The organism is Acinetobacter pittii, from assembly GCF_034064985.1.
GTDB classification, from domain to species: domain Bacteria; phylum Pseudomonadota; class Gammaproteobacteria; order Pseudomonadales; family Moraxellaceae; genus Acinetobacter; species Acinetobacter pittii_H.
The window spans coordinates 13682-39754 of sequence record NZ_CP139249.1 but is presented as its reverse complement, the minus strand read 5'-3'; the positions used below and the strand labels follow the sequence as shown (position 1 = coordinate 39754).

16 protein-coding genes, 2 tRNA genes and 3 rRNA genes are annotated in these 26073 nt (G+C 41.2%); 8 read left to right on the top strand and 13 right to left on the bottom strand.

From position 1 onward, the window contains the following. The first annotated feature begins 90 nt into the window (after positions 1-90). From ppc to SOI76_RS00145, 3 genes are all read left to right on the top strand, one after another. On the top strand, positions 91-2775 hold the full coding sequence (ppc, locus tag SOI76_RS00155; protein ID WP_104079974.1) for a phosphoenolpyruvate carboxylase: 2685 nt from the start codon (positions 91-93) through the stop codon (positions 2773-2775). A 297-nt stretch (positions 2776-3072) separates the two neighbouring features. After that, positions 3073-4368, top strand: coding sequence for a solute carrier family 23 protein (gene ycdG, locus SOI76_RS00150; RefSeq protein ID WP_104079973.1), 1296 nt, complete (start codon positions 3073-3075; stop codon positions 4366-4368). An 80-nt stretch (positions 4369-4448) separates the two neighbouring features. Then, complete coding sequence (locus tag SOI76_RS00145) at positions 4449-5351, top strand: LysR family transcriptional regulator (RefSeq protein ID WP_104079972.1); 903 nt, start codon at positions 4449-4451, stop codon at positions 5349-5351. Here the strand turns inward: SOI76_RS00145 and SOI76_RS00140 are convergent. The 3 genes from SOI76_RS00140 to ilvD all read right to left on the bottom strand — a co-directional run bounded on the left by SOI76_RS00140 (position 5348) and on the right by ilvD (position 9590). Beyond that, a complete protein-coding gene (locus tag SOI76_RS00140; RefSeq protein WP_205668435.1) occupies positions 5348-6079 on the bottom strand; it encodes a sulfite exporter TauE/SafE family protein in 732 nt (243 codons plus the stop codon). The two genes, SOI76_RS00145 and SOI76_RS00140, sit on opposite strands and share 4 nt — an antisense overlap. Before the next feature lie 78 nt (positions 6080-6157). Beyond that, on the bottom strand, positions 6158-7447 hold the full coding sequence (locus SOI76_RS00135; protein WP_104079971.1) for a hypothetical protein: 1290 nt from the start codon (positions 7445-7447) through the stop codon (positions 6158-6160). Between the two features lie 313 nt (positions 7448-7760). Then, the gene (gene ilvD / locus SOI76_RS00130; protein ID WP_104079970.1) at positions 7761-9590 is read right to left on the bottom strand and encodes a dihydroxy-acid dehydratase; all 1830 of its coding nucleotides are present in this window, start codon (positions 9588-9590) and stop codon (positions 7761-7763) included. A 347-nt stretch (positions 9591-9937) separates the two neighbouring features. On the opposite strand from ilvD, the gene fmt reads away from it, so the two are divergent. Both fmt and rsmB read left to right on the top strand, forming a co-directional pair. Next, on the top strand, positions 9938-10900 hold the full coding sequence (gene fmt / locus SOI76_RS00125; RefSeq protein ID WP_104079969.1) for a methionyl-tRNA formyltransferase: 963 nt from the start codon (positions 9938-9940) through the stop codon (positions 10898-10900). After that, the gene (rsmB, locus tag SOI76_RS00120) at positions 10897-12201 is read left to right on the top strand and encodes a 16S rRNA (cytosine(967)-C(5))-methyltransferase RsmB (RefSeq protein WP_104079968.1); all 1305 of its coding nucleotides are present in this window, start codon (positions 10897-10899) and stop codon (positions 12199-12201) included. The genes fmt and rsmB overlap by 4 nt, the downstream gene beginning before the upstream one ends. 40 nt (positions 12202-12241) lie before the next feature. Here rsmB and SOI76_RS00115 read toward each other — a convergent pair whose 3' ends face one another. After that, positions 12242-12385 (bottom strand): methionine/alanine import family NSS transporter small subunit, encoded by a 144-nt coding sequence (locus SOI76_RS00115; RefSeq protein WP_002119126.1) that lies wholly within the window; start codon positions 12383-12385, stop codon positions 12242-12244. Positions 12386-12397: 12 nt separating this feature from the next. Beyond that, on the bottom strand, positions 12398-13876 hold the full coding sequence (locus SOI76_RS00110; protein ID WP_017481897.1) for a sodium-dependent transporter: 1479 nt from the start codon (positions 13874-13876) through the stop codon (positions 12398-12400). A 639-nt stretch (positions 13877-14515) separates the two neighbouring features. Here SOI76_RS00110 and SOI76_RS00105 point away from each other — a divergent pair. Continuing rightward, positions 14516-15220, top strand: a complete 705-nt coding sequence (locus SOI76_RS00105; protein ID WP_104079967.1) for a TIGR04219 family outer membrane beta-barrel protein — start codon at positions 14516-14518, stop codon at positions 15218-15220. A 48-nt stretch (positions 15221-15268) separates the two neighbouring features. On the opposite strand, the gene SOI76_RS00100 is transcribed toward SOI76_RS00105, so the two are convergent. From SOI76_RS00100 to tyrS, 7 genes are all read right to left on the bottom strand, one after another. Then, entirely contained in the window at positions 15269-15865 is a 597-nt protein-coding gene (locus SOI76_RS00100; protein ID WP_104079966.1) for a glutathione S-transferase family protein, read from the bottom strand. A 188-nt stretch (positions 15866-16053) separates the two neighbouring features. Next, positions 16054-16168 (bottom strand): 5S ribosomal RNA (gene rrf, locus SOI76_RS00095). Between the two features lie 183 nt (positions 16169-16351). After that, a 23S ribosomal RNA gene (locus SOI76_RS00090) occupies positions 16352-19242 on the bottom strand. A 362-nt stretch (positions 19243-19604) separates the two neighbouring features. After that, positions 19605-19680 (bottom strand) — tRNA-Ala (locus tag SOI76_RS00085). Positions 19681-19735: 55 nt separating this feature from the next. Next, positions 19736-19812, bottom strand: a tRNA-Ile gene (locus tag SOI76_RS00080). A 59-nt stretch (positions 19813-19871) separates the two neighbouring features. Next, a 16S ribosomal RNA gene (locus SOI76_RS00075) occupies positions 19872-21409 on the bottom strand. Together the 16S, 23S and 5S rRNA genes with 2 tRNA genes alongside form the textbook arrangement of a ribosomal RNA operon. 828 nt (positions 21410-22237) lie before the next feature. Further along, positions 22238-23470 (bottom strand): tyrosine--tRNA ligase, encoded by a 1233-nt coding sequence (tyrS, locus tag SOI76_RS00070; protein WP_017481201.1) that lies wholly within the window; start codon positions 23468-23470, stop codon positions 22238-22240. Between the two features lie 61 nt (positions 23471-23531). On the opposite strand from tyrS, the gene anmK reads away from it, so the two are divergent. Both anmK and SOI76_RS00060 read left to right on the top strand, forming a co-directional pair. Then, positions 23532-24659 carry an anhydro-N-acetylmuramic acid kinase gene (gene anmK, locus SOI76_RS00065; RefSeq protein WP_104080768.1) on the top strand — a complete coding sequence of 376 codons (1128 nt, stop codon included), beginning with the start codon at positions 23532-23534 and terminating at the stop codon, positions 24657-24659. 127 nt (positions 24660-24786) lie between these two features. Further along, a complete protein-coding gene (locus SOI76_RS00060) occupies positions 24787-25629 on the top strand; it encodes an alpha/beta fold hydrolase (RefSeq protein WP_104080769.1) in 843 nt (280 codons plus the stop codon). Between the two features lie 58 nt (positions 25630-25687). On the opposite strand, the gene erpA is transcribed toward SOI76_RS00060, so the two are convergent. Continuing rightward, positions 25688-26023 (bottom strand): iron-sulfur cluster insertion protein ErpA, encoded by a 336-nt coding sequence (erpA, locus tag SOI76_RS00055; protein ID WP_002115421.1) that lies wholly within the window; start codon positions 26021-26023, stop codon positions 25688-25690. Positions 26024-26073: the final 50 nt, after the last annotated feature.

The window sequence follows — 26073 nt, the reverse complement described above, 5'->3', positions numbered from 1 at the left end:
AGCAAAAATTCACATTTTCTTACGCTCAAAGCTTGGAATGTTCGCTAATCGCGCTATATTCGATAAGAATAAGAACAGGAGAAAAATAGCATGGTTCAGCAAATCGATGCGCCACTGCGTGAGGATGTCCGCTTACTTGGCAACTTGTTAGGTGAAACCCTAAAACAACATGCAGGACAAGAACTGTTTAATCAGATCGAGCAAATCCGTGCTCTTGCCAAAGGTGCACGTGATGGTCAAGCTGAAGCCGAAAAGCAACTAGAACAATTATTTTTAGAACTGCCCGATGAAGAGTTACTTCCTCTTACCCGCGCGTTTTCTCATTTCTTAAATTTTGCCAATATTGCTGAGCAATATCATGTGGTGCGTAGTCGCAGACAGGCAGAGTTTGATTCGGATGCAAACTCACCGAACCCGCTTGTTCACTTATTTCAAAAATTTAAAGATAAAAGTATTTCGACGGAAAAACTGTTCCAGCAAATTTGTGATCTTAAGATTGAATTGGTACTTACGGCGCATCCAACAGAAGTGAGCCGTCGTACTCTGATCCAAAAATATGATGATATTAATGCTTGTCTATCGCAGCTTGATCAGCAAAAACTGACGCCACGCGAACGTCAAAATGCACTTGCGAACTTAAAGCAACAAATTAGTTCGGCATGGCAAACGGATGAAATCCGGCAGCATCGCCCTACTCCAGTCGATGAAGCAAAATGGGGTTTTGCCACAATTGAGCAAACACTTTGGAATGCTGTACCTAAATTCATTCGCGAGTTAAATGAGTTGGTTCAAGAAAATTGCCAACTCAATTTACCACTGAACATTGCACCGGTACGTTTTGCATCTTGGATGGGTGGAGACCGTGATGGCAACCCAAATGTTACCCATCAAATTACCCAAGAAGTGCTGTGGTTATCACGCTGGCAAGCTGCTGACCTCTACCTAAGAGATATCGAAAACTTACGTTGGGAACTTTCAATCCAGACGTGTTCTGAAGAAATGATTCAGGCAATTGGTAGCCACCATGCCGAGCCTTATCGTGAATATTTACGTGCAACACGAGAGCGTTTAAAAGCGACCCGCCACTGGTTAGCTCAGCGTTTACAAGGCTTAGAAGCAGACGACAGCAATGTCATTAAAAGCAAAGATGAGCTTTTACAACCATTATTGCTGTGCTACCGCTCTTTAATCGATAGTAATCTGCCTGAAATTGCGAATGGTCAACTTCTCGACTTTATTTACCGTGTGAACTGTTTTGGTATTGAACTACTTAAACTTGATATTCGCCAAGAATCAGGTCGTCATCGTCAAGCCATTTCAGCAATTACCGAATATTTAGGTTTAGGTAATTTTGAGTCATGGACTGAACAAGCGCGCCAAAACTTCCTCATTCAGGAATTACAAAGTAAACGTCCGCTTTTACCGAAATATATTAATGAACCTGAAGGCAGTTTGATTGGTCATCCAGATGTACAAGAAGTATTTGCAACCATGCGTACTTTGGCTGACCAACCGCCTGAATCTTTAGGTGCCTATATTATTTCGATGGCTGAATATCCAAGTGATGTTTTAGCGGTGTTGTTATTGCAAAAAGAAGCAGGGATTCAGCACCCTCTACGTGTAGTTCCTCTATTTGAAACTTTAAAAGATTTAGATGGCGCTGCAACTACCATGAATACGCTGTTCAATATGCATTGGTATAAACAGCACATTCAGGGTAAACACGAAGTCATGATCGGTTACTCCGACTCTGCAAAAGATGCTGGTTTCATGTCAGCTAACTGGGCGCAGTATCGTGCTCAAGAAGAGCTCACTGCAATTGCTCAAAAACACGGTGTACAGTTGACGCTGTTCCACGGCCGTGGCGGCTCAATTAGTCGTGGTGGTGCTCCAACACAGCAGGCACTATTTTCACAACCCCCGGGTTCGATATCTGGTGCAATCCGTGTCACAGAACAAGGTGAAATGATTCGCTTCAAGTTCGGTTTAGAAGGGATTGCCATGCAAAACCTTGAAATCTATACCGCCGCAACACTCGAAGCGACCTTATTACCTCCACCAGAGCCCAAAGCCGAGTGGCGTGAAATCATGAACCGAATGACAGATCATTCTGTGAAGGTTTATCGCCAGACAGTGCGTGAAAATCCACATTTTGTGAAGTACTTACGGACGGTTACGCCTGAACTTGAATTACAAATGTTGCCATTAGGCTCACGTCCAGCAAAACGTAAAGTGAGTGGTGGTATTGAGTCGTTACGTGCGATTCCATGGGTATTTGCATGGACTCAAATCCGTTTGATGCTACCTGCATGGCTAGGTACTGGTGCAGCCATTAATGAAGTGATTGCCGATCAGCAAAAAGCGACACTTGATGAAATGCTCCAACAATGGCCTTATTTCCAAACACTCATTGATATGCTGGAAATGGTATTGTCTAAAGCCGATGCCAACATTGCCCTCTATTACGAGTCTCATCTGACTGAAGATGAAGATTTGAAAGTTCTTGGCAACCAATTACGTCAGCGCTTAAAAGATGCTGTTGAGACCTTGCTAGCATTAAAAGATGAATCAAAGCTTCTTAGCAATAATGAAGTTCTCGATCAATCTATGCAGGTTCGTAAACCATACTTACTACCTTTGCATCTTTTACAGGCCGAACTCATGAAACGACGTCGTGATTATCTCGCTGAACGTCAGGCTGAGAATACCCCTGTTGACCATGCACTTATGGTGAGTATTGCAGGTATCGCGGCTGGTTTACGTAATACAGGCTAAACTGATTTTACCGATTGTTTTATAAAGCAGTGCATCATGATGTGCTGCTTTTTACTTGCAAAGTTCTCTTTTTTTCTTAAATTTTCCTCGATTTTCTATTTTTTATAATATTTTTTTAAAATCAAAAAATTAATTTTTATGATAAAAAAATAACTAATTCCTTATATTTAGAAACCATTAAATTATACCGATCGTTAAAAAATAATTGCTTTTCACATACATACTTCTCTCTAGAGATTAAATGCATTCTCAAGAAAGAGTATCATTGCACCAATTAAAAAATAATGAGCTTATTTTATGTCCAACTGGTTTCCAAAATGGCAGCCTTACCAAGGTGATGTTGACCATCGGCCGGTCTCTACCAATGAATATCTCCCACCCGTTCAAAGTGCTATTTTAGGTATTCAACATGCGTTTGCCATGTTTGGCGCAACTGTTTTAGCACCTTTACTCATGGGGTTTAACCCTAACCTTGCTATTTTAATGTCTGGAATCTGTACCATCCTGTTCTTTTTAATTACAGGTGGTCGTGTTCCGAGTTATTTAGGATCAAGTTTTGCCTTTATTGGTGTGGTTGCAGCTGCAACCGGGCATATTACGGGTTCGGGTGCCAATCCAAATCTATCGATAGCTTTAGGTGGAATCGTAGCATGTGGTGTTTTTTATGCCATCATTGGTTTTATTGTGATGCTTACAGGTACGCGCTGGATTGAAAAACTCATGCCGCCTGTAGTGACTGGTGCCATTGTGATGATTATTGGTCTCAACCTTGCACCTGTTACTATTAAAGGCGTTGCAGGCCAACCATTTGAAATGTGGATGGCATTAATTACTGTACTTTGTATGGGCAGTATTGCAGTCTTTACACGTGGTTTATTACAGCGTCTACTTCTGTTGGTTGGTTTGATCTTGGCCTATGTAATTTATGCCATCACCACCAATGGACTAGATTTAGGTAAACCAATCGATTTTAGCCAGATCTCACAAGCCGCATGGTTCGGAATTCCAAGCTTTTCACATCCTACTTTTGACACCAAGGCTATGCTAATTATTGCACCAGTTGCGCTTATTTTAGTAGCAGAAAACTTAGGTCATATTAAAGCTGTTGGTGCAATGACTGGTGAGAACCTGACTCCACAATTAGGCAAAGCATTTGTTGCTGATGGTTTAGCAACCACTCTCTCTGGTAGCGTCGGTGCTCCGGGCATGACCACTTACGGCGAAAACATTGGAGTTATGGCAGTCACTCGTGTGTACTCAACCATTGTTTTTGTAATTGCGGGTATCTTCGCAATCTTCTTAGGTTTATCTCCAAAATTTGGTGCGGTAATTAGTACCATTCCAAGTGCTGTTTTAACAGGCGCCTCTATTGTCGTGTTTGGTTTGATTACCATTGCTGGGGCCAAAATCTGGATCGAAAACAAAGTTGATTTTTCTAACAATAAAAACCTAATTGTTGCTTCAGTCACGATTATTTTAGGTGCCGGTAACTTTGAATTATTGTTCGGTAATTTCAATTTAGGTGGTATTGGTACCGCAACTTTTGCAGCCATTATTTTAAATTGGCTGTTTAGTTTAAAAGATAAAACTTAAATTCAAAAAGGCAGCGCAAGCTGCCTTTTTTCATTACGATTTAGTATGATGACTGTTTACTCTTCAATACGTTTCCTGTCATGCGTTTTGATTTTTTTGATTTACAGCTGGTTCTTCATATTGTCTCTACAGGTAGTCTAACCAAAGGTGCAGACCGCTCTGCAATTTCACTTCAAGCTGCCAGCGAACGCATTAAAAAACTCGAACAATATTTTAAAACGCCCTTATTTATTCGCCACACGACGGGAGTGGAGCTCACCACAGCAGGACACGCTTTTGTAGAGCATGCTCGTCAGCTTTTAGCACAAAAAGAGCAGCTTGAACAAGAAATGCAGCGTTTTAGGCCGCCTACAACAGAGTCATTAACGCTTTGGTGTAACTCTTCTGCTCAAAGCGAATATTTGCCTCCGTTATTACCGCAATATTTGGTGCTTCATCCCGAAATGAACATTGATTTACACGAGGCAGAAAGTTCAGAAATTGTAGAGGCATTAACTCAAGGAGTTGCAAATCTTGGGCTGGTCTCAAGTTTTTTTGATACCAGACATTTGCAAACTAAGGAATTTGCTAGTGATCCATTAGTTCTGATTTGTCCTCCTACTCACAATTTAGCTCAACACCAACAGCTAAATTTGGTAGAGGCTTTAAGTTATGGTTTTATTGGTCTTAAGCCCCACCATTCGTTGCAACAGTCCATCGAAACTCAAGCTAAGCTATTGGGCTTTAACATACAGTACCGTTTGCGCTTACCTAATTTTGGGGCGATTGCTGAGGTAGTCGCCAAAGGTGTCGGAATTGCGATTATGCCGGCTCGTGCTGCCCAGCGTTTGCAATCGGACTATGATTTTCATTCCATTCAACTGCAAGGCGCATGGGCAAATCGCAAACTACTTTTGGCGACCCAAAATTTCAACCAGCTGCCTAGCACTTACCAACAGTTTGCAGACTTTTTATTGCAGCATCGTCCTGAAAAATTAGCTTAATGCAAAATCATATAAAGCCCTAATGACATCAAGCCAATAAAAAAGATACGGCGAAATAACTGCTCATTTAACCGATAACGGATTTTTTTACCTAACCACATTCCAACGAGCGCCGCCAACAATGCAGCGAAAGATAAACGATAATCCAATGTCATTCCCGACATCGGGTTGTGGTGTAAAAAGACTGCAAGACAAATGGTAGAAACAGTAAAGGTTAGTCCTAAAGCCTGAACCAACTCATCACGCTTTAAATGTAAAGACTGCAAATAAGGAACGATTGGAATAATAATGACACCAGTTGCTACAGTCACTGCCCCGCCGATATATCCAATAATCGGTGATAGCCAACGTTCATGCTTTCCTAAGTGTGGAAGTCTCTTTACGCACAGACCATAAAGTCCATATAAGGCCAACATACAGCCTAATAAAATTTCACTACTATGCCCATGACTTTGACTTAAAGTAGGTAAAAAGCTCCATATTGAACCTACTATAATGCCGACAAGCAACGTCCAGAAACGCCGAATAAACGCCCAGACATGTCCTTCAGCAAAAAGTTGCCAAACGTTGGTGACCATTGAAGGGACAATGAGCAGAGAGGCTGCCTGAAAAGGGCTCATTGCGATGGTGAGTAAACCCATCGATACTGCGGGCAATCCTAAACCGATCATGCCTTTAATCATGCCGGCAAAGGTAAACACCACAATAATAATTGCTAGAAATGTCACTGTTTATCTCCGATTCCCTACATGGTTATGCTACGGAAAAAACAGGTTTTGCCCTATTCTTGTTTTTAGAAGTGGGCCTCAATTAAAAGTTGAGGCTGTTTTATATTTTTCTTCTAATACATTGCTAAAAATACTTTCAATCATCCACACACGATACAAGCTATTAAATACATAAGTCTGACCATCAATACGCAGCTCTAAAACCGGTAAATCAGGCTGATGCTTGTCTTTGCAAAGTGCATCATTTTGCGCCAAAACAGATTGCACATCTTGGTCGGTTAGCTGCTCAATTCCCAACTGTTGCTGTAACTGTTGAAAATGCTTTAAGAAAGATAAATCTTTTCCTTTTGTCCAAACCGCTTGAAGGATCGTAAAAATCGTATCGATTTGCTGATTCTCTTGCACACTATAGAAAAGCTTTGCCATTTCCAGTGTACTTTCCTCGGTAGGACGACAAAATGGCGTAAAGGCCACACCTGTTCGTTTAGAAACACGGGTCGCCAAACTCCAGTCAAACCAGTCTCGACCTTGATAACTTAAAGGGTAAACTTTTAGTTGAATATCATAATAATCAGCCAGCTCTTCCTTGATATAGGCAAGTAACAACCAACTCATTGGGTCTTCTAAAGCAATATAAACATCAAGCTCAGGATGAAGCGTCTGAATCTCGGTAAGCGCCTCAGCATCGTTAATCAAATGTTCACGCCATTCGATATGATTAATTAAAAAAATCGGATTACCAATCAGTAGCTTTTGCTGCTTCAAACGACGAGTCAAACGTAATAAATCGTCTACTGCATGATATTTACGTCCACCAAATTCAAAGTAAGCTGCAGGTACAGGCTCATCCGTAAAAATACGTTCTGAAAAATGTTGAGGAAGCTGATGTTTAACTGCCATGGCATGTAAAGTACGCAACTTTCCATATTGTTGTTGCCAAAGCATGTGGAAAATATCTTCTAATAAATGGAAGAAATTCTGACCTTGTAATGGGGTTCTTTTTAATATGACTGCCGCTTGTTTTAAAGATTCTGGGCTTGGGATTTCTGGAAATTCATCAAAACCGAAACGATGTTGTTTGGCTAATATCTTGGCATCATTTAAACAATAATTTTGCCACTCTTCATGCGACATGCTGTTTGGAGGTTCAGAAGCTGTATGCGAAATAATAATTTTTAAAGGCTTAAGTTCATCACTTAAAATTTCATCTAGCTGAGACAATTGCTGAACAGCTAAGTAGCTATACACATCATCAAGTCGTAAATAAATACTTAAACCATTTTCCGTGGGTAACACCGCTTGACGAGAAGGCTTTTGGTAAAACCAGCTCGATCGAATAGGGTCAAACCAACGGCGTAGCAGTGACATGAGTTGTGCCTCTAAAAAATAAATCCTAAGCGAGATCAAAGATTGTTTTGATCATAGTGCAAGGTAAAACAGTAGTCGAGATTGAAATATAACTACCTTAGTTTACGCAGAAAATAAGACATGTTTTTAGCAAGTTTCTACGTAGGTGAAGATTTTATCACCATTTTATGGCAAACCCATAGAATGATCTAAAAACACCTTTTTCTACAAGCTGATTTTTTTTACCAGACATGAAAAATGCACCCTTAACATGATAGCAATTCATCGTGTTAAAGGGTGCATGATTCATAAACAATTATTAAAATTGAATATTTTATAGAACGCGTACAGCTCCTTTCGCTGCACTTGTTGTATGCATTGCATAAACTTTTAACGCTTTTGATACTTTACGTTTACGTTCTTCTTTCGGATGCCAGCCTTTCGCTTCTTGCACTGTACGGCGATGCGCCATAGTCGCATCATCAACGTTTAAGTGAATCGTACGGTTTGGAATATCGATTTCAATAGTATCGCCATCTTCCACCAAACCAATTGCACCGCCTTCAGCTGCTTCTGGTGAAACGTGTCCAATCGAAAGGCCTGATGAACCACCAGAGAAACGACCGTCTGTTACTAATGCACAGTCTTTGCCTAAACCTTTCGATTTAAGATAGCTGGTTGGGTAAAGCATTTCTTGCATACCCGGACCACCACGTGGACCTTCGTAACGAATCACAACCACATCGCCAGCTTTAATGTCATGACCCAAAATTGCATCTACAGCTGCATCTTGGCTCTCAAATACACGCGCTGTGCCCGTAAATTTCAAGATTGATTCATCAACACCTGCAGTTTTCACGATACAACCATCAAGCGCAATGTTACCGTATAGAACTGCTAAACCACCATCTTTAGAGAATGCATGTTCTGCATTACGGATAACGCCTTTTTCACGGTCGCCATCTAATGTTGAATAATAGCGATTTTGCGAGAATGCAACTTGAGTTGGAACACCACCTGGTGATGAACGATAGAATTCATAAACGTCTGCATCTTCAGTACGAATAATATCCCACTTATCCAACGCATCTTTTAAAGTTTTCTCGTGTACAGTCGGCACTGATACATCAAGCAAATTCGCGCGATCAAGTTCACCTAAGATCGCCATGATACCGCCAGCACGGTGAACATCTTCCATATGAACGTCTTGTTTTGCAGGCGCTACTTTAGACAGTACAGGAACTCGACGTGATAATTCGTCAATATCGTCCATTGTAAAATCAACTTCTGCTTCACTTGCCGCAGCCAATAAATGCAGAACGGTATTAGTTGAACCACCCATTGCAATATCAAGAGTCATCGCATTTTTAAATGCAGCCTTGGTTGCAATCGAACGAGGTAAAATACTTGCGTCGTTTTGTTCGTAATAGCGCTTAGCCAATTCAACAATGAGCTGGCCTGCTTTTAAGAATAATTTTTTACGGTTTGCATGCGTCGCAACAATCGAACCATTACCCGGTAAAGATAAACCTAAAGCTTCTGTTAAACAGTTCATTGAGTTTGCAGTGAACATACCTGAACATGAACCACAGGTTGGACATGCCGAACGTTCAAATTCCTCAACTTCTTCGTCTGTATAACTTTCATCAGCCGCAACAACCATTGCATCAACAAGGTCAATCGCTTTTTCATTACCGCGGAACTTAACCTTACCAGCTTCCATTGGTCCGCCAGACACAAAAACAACAGGAATATTCAGGCGCATCGCAGCCATGAGCATTCCCGGAGTAATCTTGTCACAGTTTGAAATACACACCATGGCATCTGCACAGTGTGCATTCACCATATATTCAACTGAGTCAGCAATCAAATCACGTGATGGTAAAGAATAAAGCATGCCATCATGCCCCATTGCGATCCCGTCATCTACTGCGATCGTATTGAACTCTTTAGCAACACCACCTGCTGCCTGAATTTCTGCTGCGACAAGCTGCCCTAGATCTTTAAGATGTACATGGCCCGGCACAAATTGAGTAAATGAGTTGACCACCGCAATGATCGGTTTGCCGAAATCCTCATCTTTCATTCCTGTTGCACGCCATAAGCCACGTGCGCCAGCCATATTTCTTCCGTGTGTCGATGTTTTTGAACGATAGTCAGGCATTAGTGTTTCCAACAAGTTGTGCTTGAGCGGAATTTTTCCCGCTCTGGCGAATGATACTGATATAGCGTTAGATCAGTCGGAATATTGACTCATCATCATAATTTGATCATTCTCCATTCTATAGAAGCAAATAATATTCGGAAAGCCAAGAACAGTAATAGACAGTCAATATTTAGCAAAACTTACATGAATAATTTTTTATTTTTTCATAACCTTTTTTTATCAATAAAAGTTTTTCAATAATTTTTTGTTCACTATTTAAAAACTAAAATGCTCAATCGCCATGATTTTAGGGCTTCAATCGTTTTTCACGTATACTACGCCTAAACTCTTTTTGGATTGCATTTGTGAAAATTATTTTTGCTGGCACCCCCGAATTTGCTGCAACAGCATTGGCGGCTTTATTAAAAACTTCCCATGAAATTATCGCGGTTTATACTCAGCCAGATCGTAAATCGGGTCGTGGACAAAAACTAACGCCATCTCCCGTAAAACAACTTGCACTTGAGCATAATATCCCTGTTTATCAACCCCTGCACTTCAAAGCTTCAACTGAAGAAGGTTTAGCAGCTCAACAAGAACTAGCTGCTTTAGGTGCTGATGTCATGGTAGTTGCAGCCTACGGTTTGATTCTTCCACAAACTGTGCTCGATACACCGAAATATGGCTGTTTAAATATTCACGGTTCACTATTACCACGCTGGCGCGGTGCAGCACCAATTCAGCGTGCAATTGCAACAGGTGATGAAGAAACCGGAATCACAATCATGCAGATGGCTGCTGGTTTAGATACAGGCGATATGATGTATAAAACATACTGCCTAATCACTGCCGAAGATACCTCAGCGACTTTGCATGACAAACTCGCAGCTCAAGGTGCAACAGCAATTTGTGCGGTACTTGAGTCAGAAGAAACACTACAAAAATATTTGTCAGAACGCGAAGTTCAAGACGAGGGCTTAACGGTCTACGCTCATAAGCTCGTAAAATCAGAAGCTCGTATTGATTGGTCAATTGATGCTATTCAAGTTGACCGAAATATTCGTGCATTCAACCCTTGGCCAGTTGCCTTCATTCCGTTAGATGAAAATAATGCTCTACGTGTCTGGAACTCAATAATTTCTAGTCAAAGCAAAGCGAATACTCAAGCTGGTGAAATTATTGCAATCGATAAGCAAGGTGTACATGTTGCTTGTGGTCAAGATTCATTTATTTGTTTGACTAGCGTGCAATGGCCGGGTGGCAAAGCATTAAATGCTCAACAAATTGCACAAACTCAAAAACTTCATGTAGGACAAATTTTGCCATGAGTCAGGTTACCTCAAATTCTTCACGTTTTAACCTGCGTGCTCAAGTCGTCCAGACGTTATTAAAAGTTCAGCAAGGCCAATCACTCGCTAGTATTTTAAATACACAGCTCAATCAAGTCGCGGAGCGCGATCGCGCTTTATTTCACGAACTTGTTTTAGGTACATTGCGCCAATGGTTTGCGCTTAAATCAATTAGCCTACCTCTACTCAGCAAGCCTTTAAATAATGAGACAGTAGAAACCTGTCTTTATGTGGGTCTTTATCAAGTTTTATGCACGCGTATTGCAGCACATGCCGCTATTTCAGAAACAGTAGATGCGACAAAACAACTTGGTTTCCCTGCACTCAGCGGTATTGTGAATGCTATTTTGCGCCGAGCTACTCGTGAAACTGATGACTTTCAGCAAGGTTTACAGCAAGCACATGGCTTACCAAGTTGGCTTTTCAAACGCTTAAAAAAGGATTGGGGTGAACAAACGGAATCTCTCTACCAATCTTTGAAGCAAGTCGCGCCTTTAACCTTAAGGGTGAACCAGCGTCATATTGGCCGTGATGCTTATTTAGCAAAACTACAAAGTTTAGAAATTCAGGCACGGGCATGTACTTTATCTGAAGCAGGTATTGTTCTTGCACAATCTGTGCAAATTACTCAACTACCTGGTTTTGAACAAGGTTGGTTTTCTGTACAAGATGAACACGCTCAGCTTTGCGCAACATTATTGCCAGATTTAAACGATAAAATAGTAGTTGATGCGTGTGCTGCCCCAGGCGGTAAAACTGCTCATTTACTTGAAAAGTTTAAACCTGCTCAGCTCATCGCGATTGATCAGGACCCAAGCCGTTTAGTGCGTGTAACTGAGAACTTAAATCGCTTAGCACTTGATCAAAGTCATACAGAGATTTTGGCAGCCGATGCAACTCAATGGACTCCTGCACAGCCATTAGATTGTATTGTGCTCGATGCACCTTGCTCTGCTACAGGGGTTATTCGTCGTCATCCTGACATACGCCTATTGCGCCAATCTACCGATATAGCTCAAACTATTGAACTGCAAAAGCAGATCTTGGACCACATGTGGCAACAGCTCAAAGTTGGTGGCACATTGCTTTACATCACCTGTTCAATTTTAAAAGCTGAAAATGAACAGCAAATGATGACTTTTTTTGCTGAAAATCCAAATGCAAAAGAAATTAAAATTGAAGCTAATTGGGGAATCGAGCAAACTCATGGACGCCAATTACTGCCGCAAGCGCAGTCTGGTGATGGATTTTATTATTGTAAAATTCAAAAAATTGCATAAAAAAAGCAGGCTTAAAGCCTGCTTTTTTACTTGATCAGCATTAAAGTGTGTGCTGATCTTTTACTTCTTCTAAGACATCATCTAACTCTTCAGGATGTTTCGATAAATGGATAATGGACAAAGCCAAGCCACCCCATAAAAACACCATCGAAATTACCATCATCACGATTGCTGAAGTATTCATTATTCTATCCTCCTAGCGATCTTTCATTTTGCTTAAAACAATTGCAACGACTGCACAGAAAATCACACTGCCCCAGCCGAATACACCTTGTAAGCTCATACTATAAGTATCATAGCCATTTTTGATCAAATTAAATACAGTCATACTGAGTGTAGTTAACAAGATTAATGATGTAATGACTGTTAAAGTGAAATCCCACCCCTTACCTAATTGAATAGTTGAGATGCGATTCACGTGATCACGAAGTTCCATTAAAGCAGAACGCTTAAACCAAGCCACGGTAATAATAGAAAGTAAAGCACCGCCAATAATACCGATGTTATTGATAAAGTGGTCAACGATATCAACTAACTTAATTGCGTTTACACTTGAGAATAAAATAATTGATACAAGCGCACTACCACCACCAATAATGGTTACAGCTTTTTTACGACCCCATTTCAATTTATCCTGCATTGCTGCAATAGGTACTTCCAAAATACTCACCATCGAAGAAATACCTGCGACGAAAAGTGAAGAGAAGAATAAGAAACCAAATAAATCGGCACCTGTACCTAAACTTGAGATAATTTTAGGGAATGCAATAAATGCTAATCCAATCCCGCCGCTCACAACATCTTTAACTTCAGTACCTGCCGCATGTGCCATAAAACCAAGCGCTGCGAAGATACCAATACCAGCCAAAATCTCTGTTGATGCATTTGCAAAACCGACGATTAAACCAGAACCTGTTAAATTCGTTTTTGGTTTCAAATAAGATGCATAAGTTACCATGATCCCGAAACCGACAGAGAGAGAGAAGAAAGTATGACCATAAGCCGCTAACCAAACTTTATAATCCATCATTGCTGACCAGTTCGGCGTAAAGAAAGCATTTAAGCCTTGAACCGCGCCTGGTAAACGTAATGATTGAATCACTAAAATAGTGAAGAGAATGAATAATAAAGGCATGAAAATCTTATTCGATAATTCAACACCTTTTTTCACACCACCATAAAGAATGATTAGAGTAAGTGCCCAAATCCCAACAATCGGCCAGAATAAATGACCTACAAACTGTAAATCAAAACCGGTTGCTTTTGTGGTCTGTAAATAGGTATTAAAGAAGAAACCTTCCGGATCACTTCCCCACATTTGGCCAATAGAGAAGTAAACATAACTACCCGCCCAAGTGAGTACACTTGCATAGTACAAACCAATGATGATACAGACACAAACCTGCCACCAACCTAATGTTTCCCCGCCTTTAAATAGGGCACGATACGCTTTAGGAGGTGAACCAGTACTACGATGTCCTACCGCATAATCTAAAAATAGTAGCGGTAAACCAGCAGTAATGAGGGCCAATAGATAGGGAATAAGAAACGCACCACCACCATTTTCATAAGCAACGTATGGAAAGCGCCAGATATTACCTAAGCCTACAGCCGAACCAACGGCTGCAATAATAAAACCAGATCGTGACGTCCAGTTTTCACGAGAATCTGTCATAGAACACCTAATGTTAAAAGATTACTTATTTTTACTGCTATTGTTGATTGTTATTCCGCATGCAAAAAAAGAACCAAAAAATACTTTTGTGTTTGTAGAAAATAAAATGCACCTTTTGAGTATTTTTATTCCCTTAACAAACAAGCAAAAATAGAAAATTCTTCCTTAAAGATTTTTGTCCATTTTTTGCCCCTATATAGCTGAACAATACCTGTTTTTATTTCTTTTTACTGTAATTTCCGTCAGAAATTTTACGAATTTTCTGAGTTTTTTTCACAATTGGTTATTTTTCAGCTAATATTTACGTTCTACTACTTGTAGATCAAAATTATTATTCAATGTAATTTTATTGCAATCTCTGCAAATACTTATTTAATTACTCAACTTATCCACTAATTTATTTTTAACTCCCCAGTTATCAATTAAAATTTAATAAGTTCGATACGATTGACAAAATTTATACTAAATTTTCTACAATATTAAATTCATTTAAATTAGGAATAAAACATTAATTATTTGAATTAAATAAACTTTTTTAAGGTTTAAAAATTTACTCATATCACACACCTCAGATCCTTATTTTTTATCAATGCATCTGTAGGAAGATGTCTATATCATGCGCTCAAAGATTTCTTTTATGTGGATGTAAAAATGAAAATATTAAAAATATCTTTATTAACGCTCGGGATGAGCTTAAGTGGCTTTGCTCAAGCAGACTTCGTAGGAGTAAAAGGCGACGTGGGCTACTGGTTTTATGATGGTAAAGCGAATATGTCTTCTCAATCACCTGAAGATCAAGATTTAGATCAAAAAGGTAGTGCTCAAATCTCATTAGCAGTAGAACACCCAATCCCATTTATTCCTAATGCAAAAATTCGTTATGTAAATTTAGATACCGAGACTAAATCAGAAACTTTAGGTCAAGCCAACTATAAAGTTGATTTAGATCATAGCGATTTTATCCTCTACTACGAGTTACTAGATAATATCGTAAGTGTGGATGCTGGTCTTGGTGCAACTGTATTAAATGGTGATATTACTGCATATACAGGTAAGCGCGTGGATATTGATAAAACATATCCTATTGCTTATTTGTCAGGTGAAGTAAAACTCCCGTTTACAGGCTTAAGTGCTAAAGGTGAAGCAACTTATACAAACTTTGATGATGCACGAATTACAGATGCACTGGCAGAAGTAAAATATAAATTTGCAGATAACCTACTCATTGATCTGGGTCTAACAGCAGGCTATCGCATACTTAATATCGACTTAGATGACTACGATAACAATGATCTTAAATTTGAGTTTAAAGGCCCATATGTAGGTCTAGAAGCACATTTCTAAATCAGAATTTCAGAAATAAAAAAGAACTCTATATGAGTTCTCTTTTATTTAAATCATATCTACATAACCTAAATATTCTCGAATCCTTTGACACCATACTTGAATATTTGGATATAACTTTAAATCAAAGCCACCTTCTTCAGCGACATGCGTGTATGCATATAAGGCAATATCAGCAATGGTCAGTTCATTTCCAACAAGATAGTCATGCTCAACTAAAGCGTTATCCATAATAGATAGTGCTTTATGGCCTTTTGGCTGTAAATTATGGTATTCCTCTATTCTTTCTGGTGGTAACCCTAAATATTTATTAATAAAACGAGCAACTGCAATAAATGGTTCATGACTATACTGCTCAAAGAACATCCATTGGTACATTTTTGCTTTAATAAAAGGATCTGTAGGAATAAATTTTGTTCCTTCAGCCAAGTAACCTAAAATAGCATTCGACTCACTCAAAACGCGACCATCTTCTAGGTCTAATACAGGTATTTTTCCATTAGGATTTAACGACAAAAAATCAGCTGTTTGAGTCTCTTTATTTAAAATATCAACGTGGATCCATCTATGATTAATATTTAATAAGGAAAGTAATAGTTTTATCTTATAGCAGTTACCCGAACCGACATCACCATAAATTATCATAGATGTTCTTCCCTTATTATGCGTACTTAAAAGATTAATTTTCTTATTATTTATAGCAGAACTCTTTCTTAGAATTAATATATATCTGTCTTTATTCTCTGCTATATCCAGAGTTTTATAGAATTTTTTTATTTTATCGCAATAAAAAAACACCCCCATTCATTGGAACGGGGGTGTTTAGAATAATGAGCTGGCGATGACTTACTCTCACATGGGTAACCCCACACTACCATCAGCGCTAAGAGGTTTCACTTCTGAGTTCGGGAAGGGATCAGGTGGTTCACTCTTGCTATGGTCGCCAGCACAACTGTTTATGGATACTTGCTTCGTTTTATTCACTGTGTGATACGTTGCGTTTTCCAAATCTTTACAGACGGGCTGATTGAATCTGATTTTGTTCATTTTAGCTAAGCGTTTAACTAAATCAAGTTGCTTTGCATGTTTATGAATCGATTGATGCTTCACATACAACTGCTTGGGTGTTGTATAGTCAAGCCTCACGAGCAATTAGTATTGGTCAGCTTCACATATCACTATGCTTCCACATCCAACCTATCAACGTCCTAGTCTCGAACGGCTCTTTAGAGGAATAAATTCCTAGGGAAATCTTATCTTGAGGTAGGCTTCCCGCTTAGATGCTTTCAGCGGTTATCCCTTCCGAACATAGCTACCCGGCGATGCGACTGGCGTCACAACCGGTACACCAGAGGTTCGTCCACTCTGGTCCTCTCGTACTAGGAGCAGATCCTCTCAAATTTCCAGCGCCCACGGTAGATAGGGACCGAACTGTCTCACGACGTTCTAAACCCAGCTCGCGTACCTCTTTAAATGGCGAACAGCCATACCCTTGGGACCTGCTTCAGCCCCAGGATGAGATGAGCCGACATCGAGGTGCCAAACACCGCCGTCGATATGAACTCTTGGGCGGTATCAGCCTGTTATCCCCAGAGTACCTTTTATCCGTTGAGCGATGGCCCTTCCATACAGAACCACCGGATCACTAAGACCTACTTTCGTACCTGCTCGACTTGTGGGTCTCGCAGTTAAGCGCGCTTTTGCCTTTATACTCTACGCGTGATTTCCGACCACGCTGAGCGCACCTTCGTACTCCTCCGTTACTCTTTAGGAGGAGACCGCCCCAGTCAAACTACCCACCAGACACGGTCCTCGTCCCGGATAACGGGACAGAGTTAGAACCTCAACATTACCAGGGTGGTATTTCAAGGACGGCTCCATTGGAACTAGCGTTCCAACTTCAAAGCCTCCCACCTATCCTACACAAGTAAGGTCAAAGTTCAGTGTCAAGCTGCAGTAAAGGTTCACGGGGTCTTTCCGTCTAGCCGCGGGTACACTGCATCTTCACAGCGATTTCGATTTCACTGAGCCTCTGCTGGAGACAGCGCCGCCATCATTATGCCATTCGTGCAGGTCGGAACTTACCCGACAAGGAATTTCGCTACCTTAGGACCGTTATAGTTACGGCCGCCGTTTACTGGGGCTTCGATCAAGAGCTTCGCTTACGCTAACCCCATCAATTAACCTTCCAGCACCGGGCAGGCATCACACCCTATACGTCCACTTTCGTGTTTGCAGAGTGCTATGTTTTTAATAAACAGTTGCAGCGGCCTGGTTTCTGCGGCTGTCGTCAGCTCAGGAAGCAAGTTCCATCACCAACAACAGCGTACCTTCTCCCGAAGTTACGGTACCATTTTGCCTAGTTCCTTCAGCAGAGTTCTCTCAAGCGCCTTGGTCTACTCGACCTGACCACCTGTGTCGGTTTCGGGTACGATTCCTGTGTAACTGAAGCTTAGAGACTTTTCCTGGAAGCATGGTATCAGCCACTTCACTGTACAAGTACAGCTTGCTATCGGATCTCAGTATAGAGTACCCCGGATTTGCCTAAGATACATACCTACATCCTTCCACCTGGACAACCAACGCCAGGCTGACTTAACCTTCTCCGTCCTCTCATCGCATTACACAGAAGTATTGGAATATTAACCAATTTCCCATCGACTACGCCTTTCGGCCTCGCCTTAGGGGTCGACTCACCCAGCCCCGATTAACGTTGGACTGGAACCCTTGGTCTTTCGGCGAACGGGTTTTTCACCCGTTTTGTCGTTACTCACGTCAGCATTCGCACTTCTGATACCTCCAGCATACTTCTCAATACACCTTCATCGGCTTACAGAACGCTCCCCTACCACTTGACTAATGTCAAATCCGCAGCTTCGGCACATAGTTTTAGCCCCGTTACATCTTCCGCGCAGGCCGACTCGACTAGTGAGCTATTACGCTTTCTTTAAAGGGTGGCTGCTTCTAAGCCAACCTCCTAGCTGTCTATGCCTTCCCACATCGTTTCCCACTTAACTATGATTTTGGGGCCTTAGCTGGCGGTCTGGATTGTTTTCCTCTTGACTACGGACGTTAGCACCCGCAGTCTGTCTCCCGGATAGTACTCATAGGTATTCGGAGTTTGCATCGGTTTGGTAAGTCGGGATGACCCCCTAGCCGAAACAGTGCTCTACCCCCTATGGTATTCGTCCGAGGCGCTACCTAAATAGCTTTCGGGGAGAACCAGCTATCACCAGGCTTGATTAGCCTTTCACCCCTATCCACAAGTCATCCCCTGGCTTTTCAACGACAGTGGGTTCGGTCCTCCAGTTAGTGTTACCCAACCTTCAACCTGCTCATGGATAGATCGCCTGGTTTCGGGTCTATACCCAGCAACTAAACGCCCTATTAAGACTCGGTTTCCCTACGGCTCCCCTATACGGTTAACCTTGCTACTGAATATAAGTCGCTGACCCATTATACAAAAGGTACGCAGTCACACCACGAAGGTGCTCCCACTGCTTGTATGCATGCGGTTTCAGGATCTATTTCACTCCCCTCACAGGGGTTCTTTTCGCCTTTCCCTCACGGTACTGGTTCACTATCGGTCAGTCAGGAGTATTTAGCCTTGGAGGATGGTCCCCCCATATTCAGACAAGGTTTCACGTGCCTCGCCCTACTCGTCATCATTATGTGTGCCCTTTCGTGTACGGGAATATCACCCTCTACGTTCGCACTTCCCAGAGCGTTCCACTAAAACACACATAACTTAATGGGCTGATCCCCGTTCGCTCGCCGCTACTGAGGGAATCTCAATTGATTTCTTTTCCTAAGGGTACTGAGATGTTTCACTTCCCCTCGTTCGCCTTGCAACACTATGTATTCATGTTGCAATACCTACCTTAAAGTAGGTGGGTTCCCCCATTCAGAAATCTCCGGATCAAAGGATATTTGCCGCCTCCCCGGAGCTTTTCGCAGGCTATCACGTCTTTCATCGCCTCTGACTGCCAAGGCATCCACCACATGCACTTAATTACTTGACTATACAACCCCAAACAGTCGTCAACACCTACAAGTGAGTGTTGTCCGTGCGATTCTTCATCGCTACTATCTGTTGTCTGTGTACTTAAACACTGTACAGCTTCAATCTAAATTCATATACCAAAACGCTTGATTCAGTTAATTTGCTAGTTCTCAATCAACTCCAAGATCAGAATTACTTCCTCTCTTTTTGTTATTGAGTGAACAATTTATTTCAGACTCAATTTTGCCAATCTGTTAATGAATAAACATGCCTTCGTCAGGTCATGCTTAATACCGTGATACTTAAATCACAGAAGTTAATAAACCAAGATCTTAAAATCTCTATTTACTAATTTCTGTAATCCGAACTTCTCTTAAGTTCTGGTGGAGACTAGGAGAGTCGAACTCCTGACCTCCTGCGTGCAAAGCAGGCGCTCTACCAACTAAGCTAAGTCCCCAGCTTACATCATCAGTCATGTATCTTTTATCTATAACTTCAACTAGTCAAAGTCATGGTGGGTCTGACAAGACTTGAACTTGTGACCCCACGCTTATCAAGCGTGTGCTCTAACCAACTGAGCTACAGACCCTCAGATACATCTATGAAGAACAACTTGTTGTGGATTCTTACCAATCGTCAATCTTTCGTTAAGGAGGTGATCCAGCCGCAGGTTCCCCTACGGCTACCTTGTTACGACTTCACCCCAGTCATCGGCCACACCGTGGTAACCGCCCTCTTTGCAGTTAGGCTAGCTACTTCTGGTGCAACAAACTCCCATGGTGTGACGGGCGGTGTGTACAAGGCCCGGGAACGTATTCACCGCGGCATTCTGATCCGCGATTACTAGCGATTCCGACTTCATGGAGTCGAGTTGCAGACTCCAATCCGGACTACGATCGGCTTTTTGAGATTAGCATCCTATCGCTAGGTAGCAACCCTTTGTACCGACCATTGTAGCACGTGTGTAGCCCTGGCCGTAAGGGCCATGATGACTTGACGTCGTCCCCGCCTTCCTCCAGTTTGTCACTGGCAGTATCCTTAAAGTTCCCGACATTACTCGCTGGCAAATAAGGAAAAGGGTTGCGCTCGTTGCGGGACTTAACCCAACATCTCACGACACGAGCTGACGACAGCCATGCAGCACCTGTATGTAAGTTCCCGAAGGCACCAATCCATCTCTGGAAAGTTCTTACTATGTCAAGGCCAGGTAAGGTTCTTCGCGTTGCATCGAATTAAACCACATGCTCCACCGCTTGTGCGGGCCCCCGTCAATTCATTTGAGTTTTAGTCTTGCGACCGTACTCCCCAGGCGGTCTACTTATCGCGTTAGCTGCGCCACTAAAGCCTCAAAGGCCCCAACGGCTAGTAGACATCGTTTACGGCATGGACTACCAGGGTATCTAATCCTGTTTGCTCCCCATGCTTTCGCACCTCAGCGTCAGTGTTAGGCCAGATGGCTGCCTTCGCCATCGGTATTCCTCCAGATCTCTACGCATTTCACCGCTACACCTGGAATTCTACCATCCTCTCCCACACTCTAGCTAACCAGTATCGAATGCAATTCCCAAGTTAAGCTCGGGGATTTCACATTTGACTTAATTAGCCGCCTACGCGCGCTTTACGCCCAGTAAATCCGATTAACGCTTGCACCCTCTGTATTACCGCGGCTGCTGGCACAGAGTTAGCCGGTGCTTATTCTGCGAGTAACGTCCACTATCTCTAGGTATTAACTAAAGTAGCCTCCTCCTCGCTTAAAGTGCTTTACAACCATAAGGCCTTCTTCACACACGCGGCATGGCTGGATCAGGCTTGCGCCCATTGTCCAATATTCCCCACTGCTGCCTCCCGTAGGAGTCTGGGCCGTGTCTCAGTCCCAGTGTGGCGGATCATCCTCTCAGACCCGCTACAGATCGTCGCCTTGGTAGGCCTTTACCCCACCAACTAGCTAATCCGACTTAGGCTCATCTATTAGCGCAAGGTCCGAAGATCCCCTGCTTTCTCCCGTAGGACGTATGCGGTATTAGCATTCCTTTCGAAATGTTGTCCCCCACTAATAGGCAGATTCCTAAGCATTACTCACCCGTCCGCCGCTAAGATCAGTAGCAAGCTACCTCTCTCCGCTCGACTTGCATGTGTTAAGCCTGCCGCCAGCGTTCAATCTGAGCCATGATCAAACTCTTCAGTTAAAATCATTTTGCACCTTATTAAAGACAAGGTGCCAATTCTGGCTCATCAATTACTGACTTAAATTTCGCTCAAATAAACTTCGAGTAATTTAAACCAATCAATCAATGAAAATTATTTCGATTAATCAATCAGTAAAAATCCACACAAGTTGTTCTTCAATTCTCTTAATGATCTTCTTCCTGGTTCGTCACCAGCAAGCTAGGTCGGCTATATTACTCTTAATCTCTTAAAAGTCAACAGGTAATTTCGATATTTTTAAAACTTATTCTCAAAACCAACTTACCATCAAATTCATCACTTAAAGCAACCAATCTAATCACAAGTAACTGTTTTTCAACAAGTTTCTATCTGCATCACCGCCGATGGATGTGCATTATAGACCATCTCATCCCCTTTGCAAGGGGTATTTCAGCCTTTTTCACTTGAGTGCCGGTTTTTTCTACTATTTTGCGAAAAAAGTGATATATATGGCTTTTTTTTAGGCATTTTCACTACCTTTTATTAGTTTTTATATTTAAGAATTTAGGACATTTTTAATTTTCTATGTCTTTAATAGAGTTTATAGACATATATAGTCCCTTAATTCTAAAGAATCTAAAGAATCTAAAGAATCTAAAGAATCTAAAGAATCTAAAGAATCTAAAGAATCTAAAGAAATGATAGAGTAAATACTCTATTTTTTTGATTAATACTTTCTATTCTTTACTTATTCTATTTTTCTACTTATTAAGTTAATTACAAATTGTTCCACGTGGAACGCTTAATTGATTTGTGATCAGAAATAAAAAAAGCAGGATTACTCCTGCTTTTTTCAATATATAACTTTCTTAGTCAGTGAAAATCACACGTGCAATCGCTTTTTTACCTGATTGAATAATAAAGCTTCCTTTTTCTTTTACAGAGAAGCTTGCATCAACGGCATTCCAGTCAACTTTTACCGCACCACGAGCTACCGCATCTTTTGCCGCAGCTGCATTCGGGTTTAGGCCTGCTACACGTAAAATCGTAGCAATAAAGATTTCTCCTCCAAACTCACCAAGTGAAATAGTCACTTCTGGTGTGTCTTCAGGTACTTCACCTTCTGTAATACGGTTACCAGCACTCTTATGGGCATTAGCAGCAGCTTCTGCATCATGGAAGCGTTCAACTAGCTCAAGCGCAAGGATACGTTTTACTTCCTGCGGATTACGACCAGCAGCAATTTCATCTAATAAAGCTTTGATCTCATCAAGAGATTTGAAGCTTAATAAATCGAAATAGCGTTCAATTAAAGAGTCTGGCATTGATAAAACTTTTTGGTACATTGCACCTGGTGTATCAAATACACCAATATAGTTACCTAAAGATTTAGACATTTTATTTACGCCATCTAGACCTTCTAGAATCGGCACGGTGATACACACTTGAGATTCTTGGCCATAACGGCTTTGTAAAGTACGACCCATAAGTAAGTTAAAGGTCTGGTCTGTACCGCCTAACTCAACGTCAGCTTCAAGCGCAATTGAGTCATAACCTTGAACTAAAGGATATAAAAACTCATGAATTGCAATCGGCTGGTGGTTGCTATAACGCTTTGTAAAGTCATCGCGCTCTAACATACGTGATACGGTTTGCTGACTTGCTAATTGGATAAGGTCAGCAGCAGACTTTTGATTAAACCATTCTGAGTTAAAACGTACTTTTGTTTTATTTGGATCTAATATTTTAAAAACTTGTTCTTGATAAGTTTTAGCGTTAGCTTCTACTTGTTCACGTGACAACGGCGGACGAGTTGCGCTTTTGCCAGTTGGGTCACCGATCATCGCTGTATAGTCACCGATCAAGAAGGTAACTTCATGGCCCAAGTCTTGGAAAGTTTTTAGTTTATTAATAAGAACCGTATGTCCTAAATGTAAATCTGGTGCTGTAGGGTCAAAACCAGCTTTAATTTTAAGAGGGCGATTCTCTTTAAGCTTTTTCAGTAAATCTTCTTCTGAAATAATTTCGTGCGTGCCTCGTTGGATGAGGGCAAGCTGTTCTTCGGCGGGCAAGAAATTTGACATCACAAAACCTAAACACATCAGTTATTCAATTTGTGCGATATACTAACATTTTTTCAGCGTCTTGCAGGGGAAGTTGCATATGAGCGCAATCTATATCGGCGTAATGACTGGCACTAGTATGGATGGTGTGGATATTGTAGCGGCTTCATTTGAGCCACTACAGCTTCATGCCACTCTTACAGTTCCATTCGAACCCGAGTTACGTGATGAGCTTATGGCATTGACTTTGCCCGATGACAATGAAATTGACCGTATGGGTAAAGCTGATGTTGCTCTGGCCCAAATGATTGGCCACGGGATTAATACTCTCATTGAAAAGCATCAATTAGACCGTAGCCAAATTAAAGCAATTGGGTCACACGGGCAAACCATTCGTCATCGTCCAGAACATGGCTTTACGTTACAAATTGGTGATCCAAACATCATTACTGAAATTACTCAGATTCCAGTCGTTTCAGATTTCCGTCGTAGAGATATGGCAGCAGGTGGTCAAGGAGCGCCATTGGTTCCGGCTTTCCATCAAGCATTATTTCAACATCCAAGTATTCATCGTGTAATTTTGAATTTGGGTGGTATTGCTAATGTGAGTATGCTGCCTGCCAATAACAGTGACAGCGTATTTGGTTTTGATACAGGTCCTGCAAATATTTTGATGGATGCGTGGTGCCATCGCCATACAGGTCATCCATATGATGAAAATGGCGACTGGGCTGCTTATGGTCACCCTATTCGCTCTTTACTCGACCGCCTTTATGCCCATGAGTATTTTTCTAAAGAACCGCCTAAGAGCACTGGACGTGAAGATTTCAATATTGACTGGTTAGATGATCAGTTAATCGATTGGCGTAATGATTTAACTTATGATGAGTTAGAAGATACACCTGAAAATATTCAAGCTACCTTATTAAAACTTACTGTACGTGCCATTCAAAAAGCGATCTATCGTTCTAACATGGAAACAGGTGAAGTTTATGTTTGTGGTGGTGGTGCTTATAACTCTTATTTACTAGAACAATTACGTTGGCGTCTTCGTAAGCACAATTGGTCTGTTCAACCTACTGATGTGTTAGGGCTTTCCCCTACTTGGGTCGAGGCTACAGCATTTGCATGGTTAGCGATGCGTTTTGTAGATGGTTTAAGTGGTAATTTGCCAGCAGTAACAGGTGCTTCAGATTTTAGAATCCTAGGTACGATTACGGCGGTATAAAGCTACCTTTGCGATTTAATTAGAGAGATTAGACCTCATAACACATTTACTGACCCGAAATGCTGTTATTAAATTGGACATAAAAATTCATGATAAATGCCAACAAAAATAAGTAAGGCATGTTGTTATGGATCTGACCAAACGTATTCATCAATACACACGTGGGACCTGGACATTCGATGTCATTGATTCAGGTCCTATAGATGGCCCTCTCGTGGTTTTATTGCATGGTTTTCCAGAAACTGCCCATAGTTGGGAGCAGACTTCGGAATTATTGCATGAGCATCAATTTAGAACACTTGCGATTCATCAACGTGGTTATAGTTTAAATGCTAGACCTCAAAGCCGATTTCAATATTCCTTGAGTGAACTTGTAGAAGACGTAGCAAGTTTAATTAAACAACTTGGCCAGCCAGTTTATTTAATTGGGCACGACTGGGGCTCGGCAATTGCTTCAGGCGTTGCTATGAAGTATCCACAATATATTCAACATCTCACTTTAGTTTCTGTGCCCCACCAAGCTGCATTTTTAAAAGCTTGTTTAAGCAGTAGACAACTTTTTAAATCTTATTATTTTGCAATTTTTCAACTTCCGATTTTGCCCGAACTTTTATTTAAAAAGATACCTAAATTGGGTGGTAAGTTTCTAAAGTCATCTGGCATGACTGAAAAACAAATTGAAATATTCGAGGCTGAGTTTATAAAGGAAAATAGATTAACCACGGCGTTGAATTGGTATCGTGGCTTTTTTTGGGACAAGCCTCAGAATCCGTTTAAAGCCATAGATGTTCCTACTCTCTTTGTTTGGGGTAAACATGATATTGCCGTTACAGAAAAAAGTGCCGAGCTAAACTCACATTATTTTAAAAATAGTTATGAAGCAGTTTTTATGGATGCGTCGCATTGGATTCCATATCAGAATGCACCTGAACTCGTGCAATATTTTTTAGAATCTGTCCGTGAAAAATAATAATTTGATCAATAAAAAACCTCTCGTTACGGAGAGGTTTTTAAATTCTAAAATTCTGTTAAATCGAGAATGAAGAACCACAACCACATGTTGTTGTTGCATTCGGGTTTTGTACGATAAAACGCGAACCTTCAAGACCTTCTACATAGTCAACTACTGAACCAATGAGGTATTGGTAGCTAAGTGAGTCAACCAGCATTTTTACATCGCCATTTACGAATTCTGCATCATCTTCATTTACGCTTTCAGCAAAATTGAAGCCATACGAAAACCCTGAACACCCGCCTCCCGTTACATATACACGTAACATGAGATCGTCATTCCCTTCACTATCACGGAGTTGGCGTACCTTATTGGCAGCATTATCTGTCAAAACTAGAGCTTGGGCATTCATGATGATTGTTCCTCGGATTTTGCTGTGCCTTTCAAAATAAAAAAGACCCT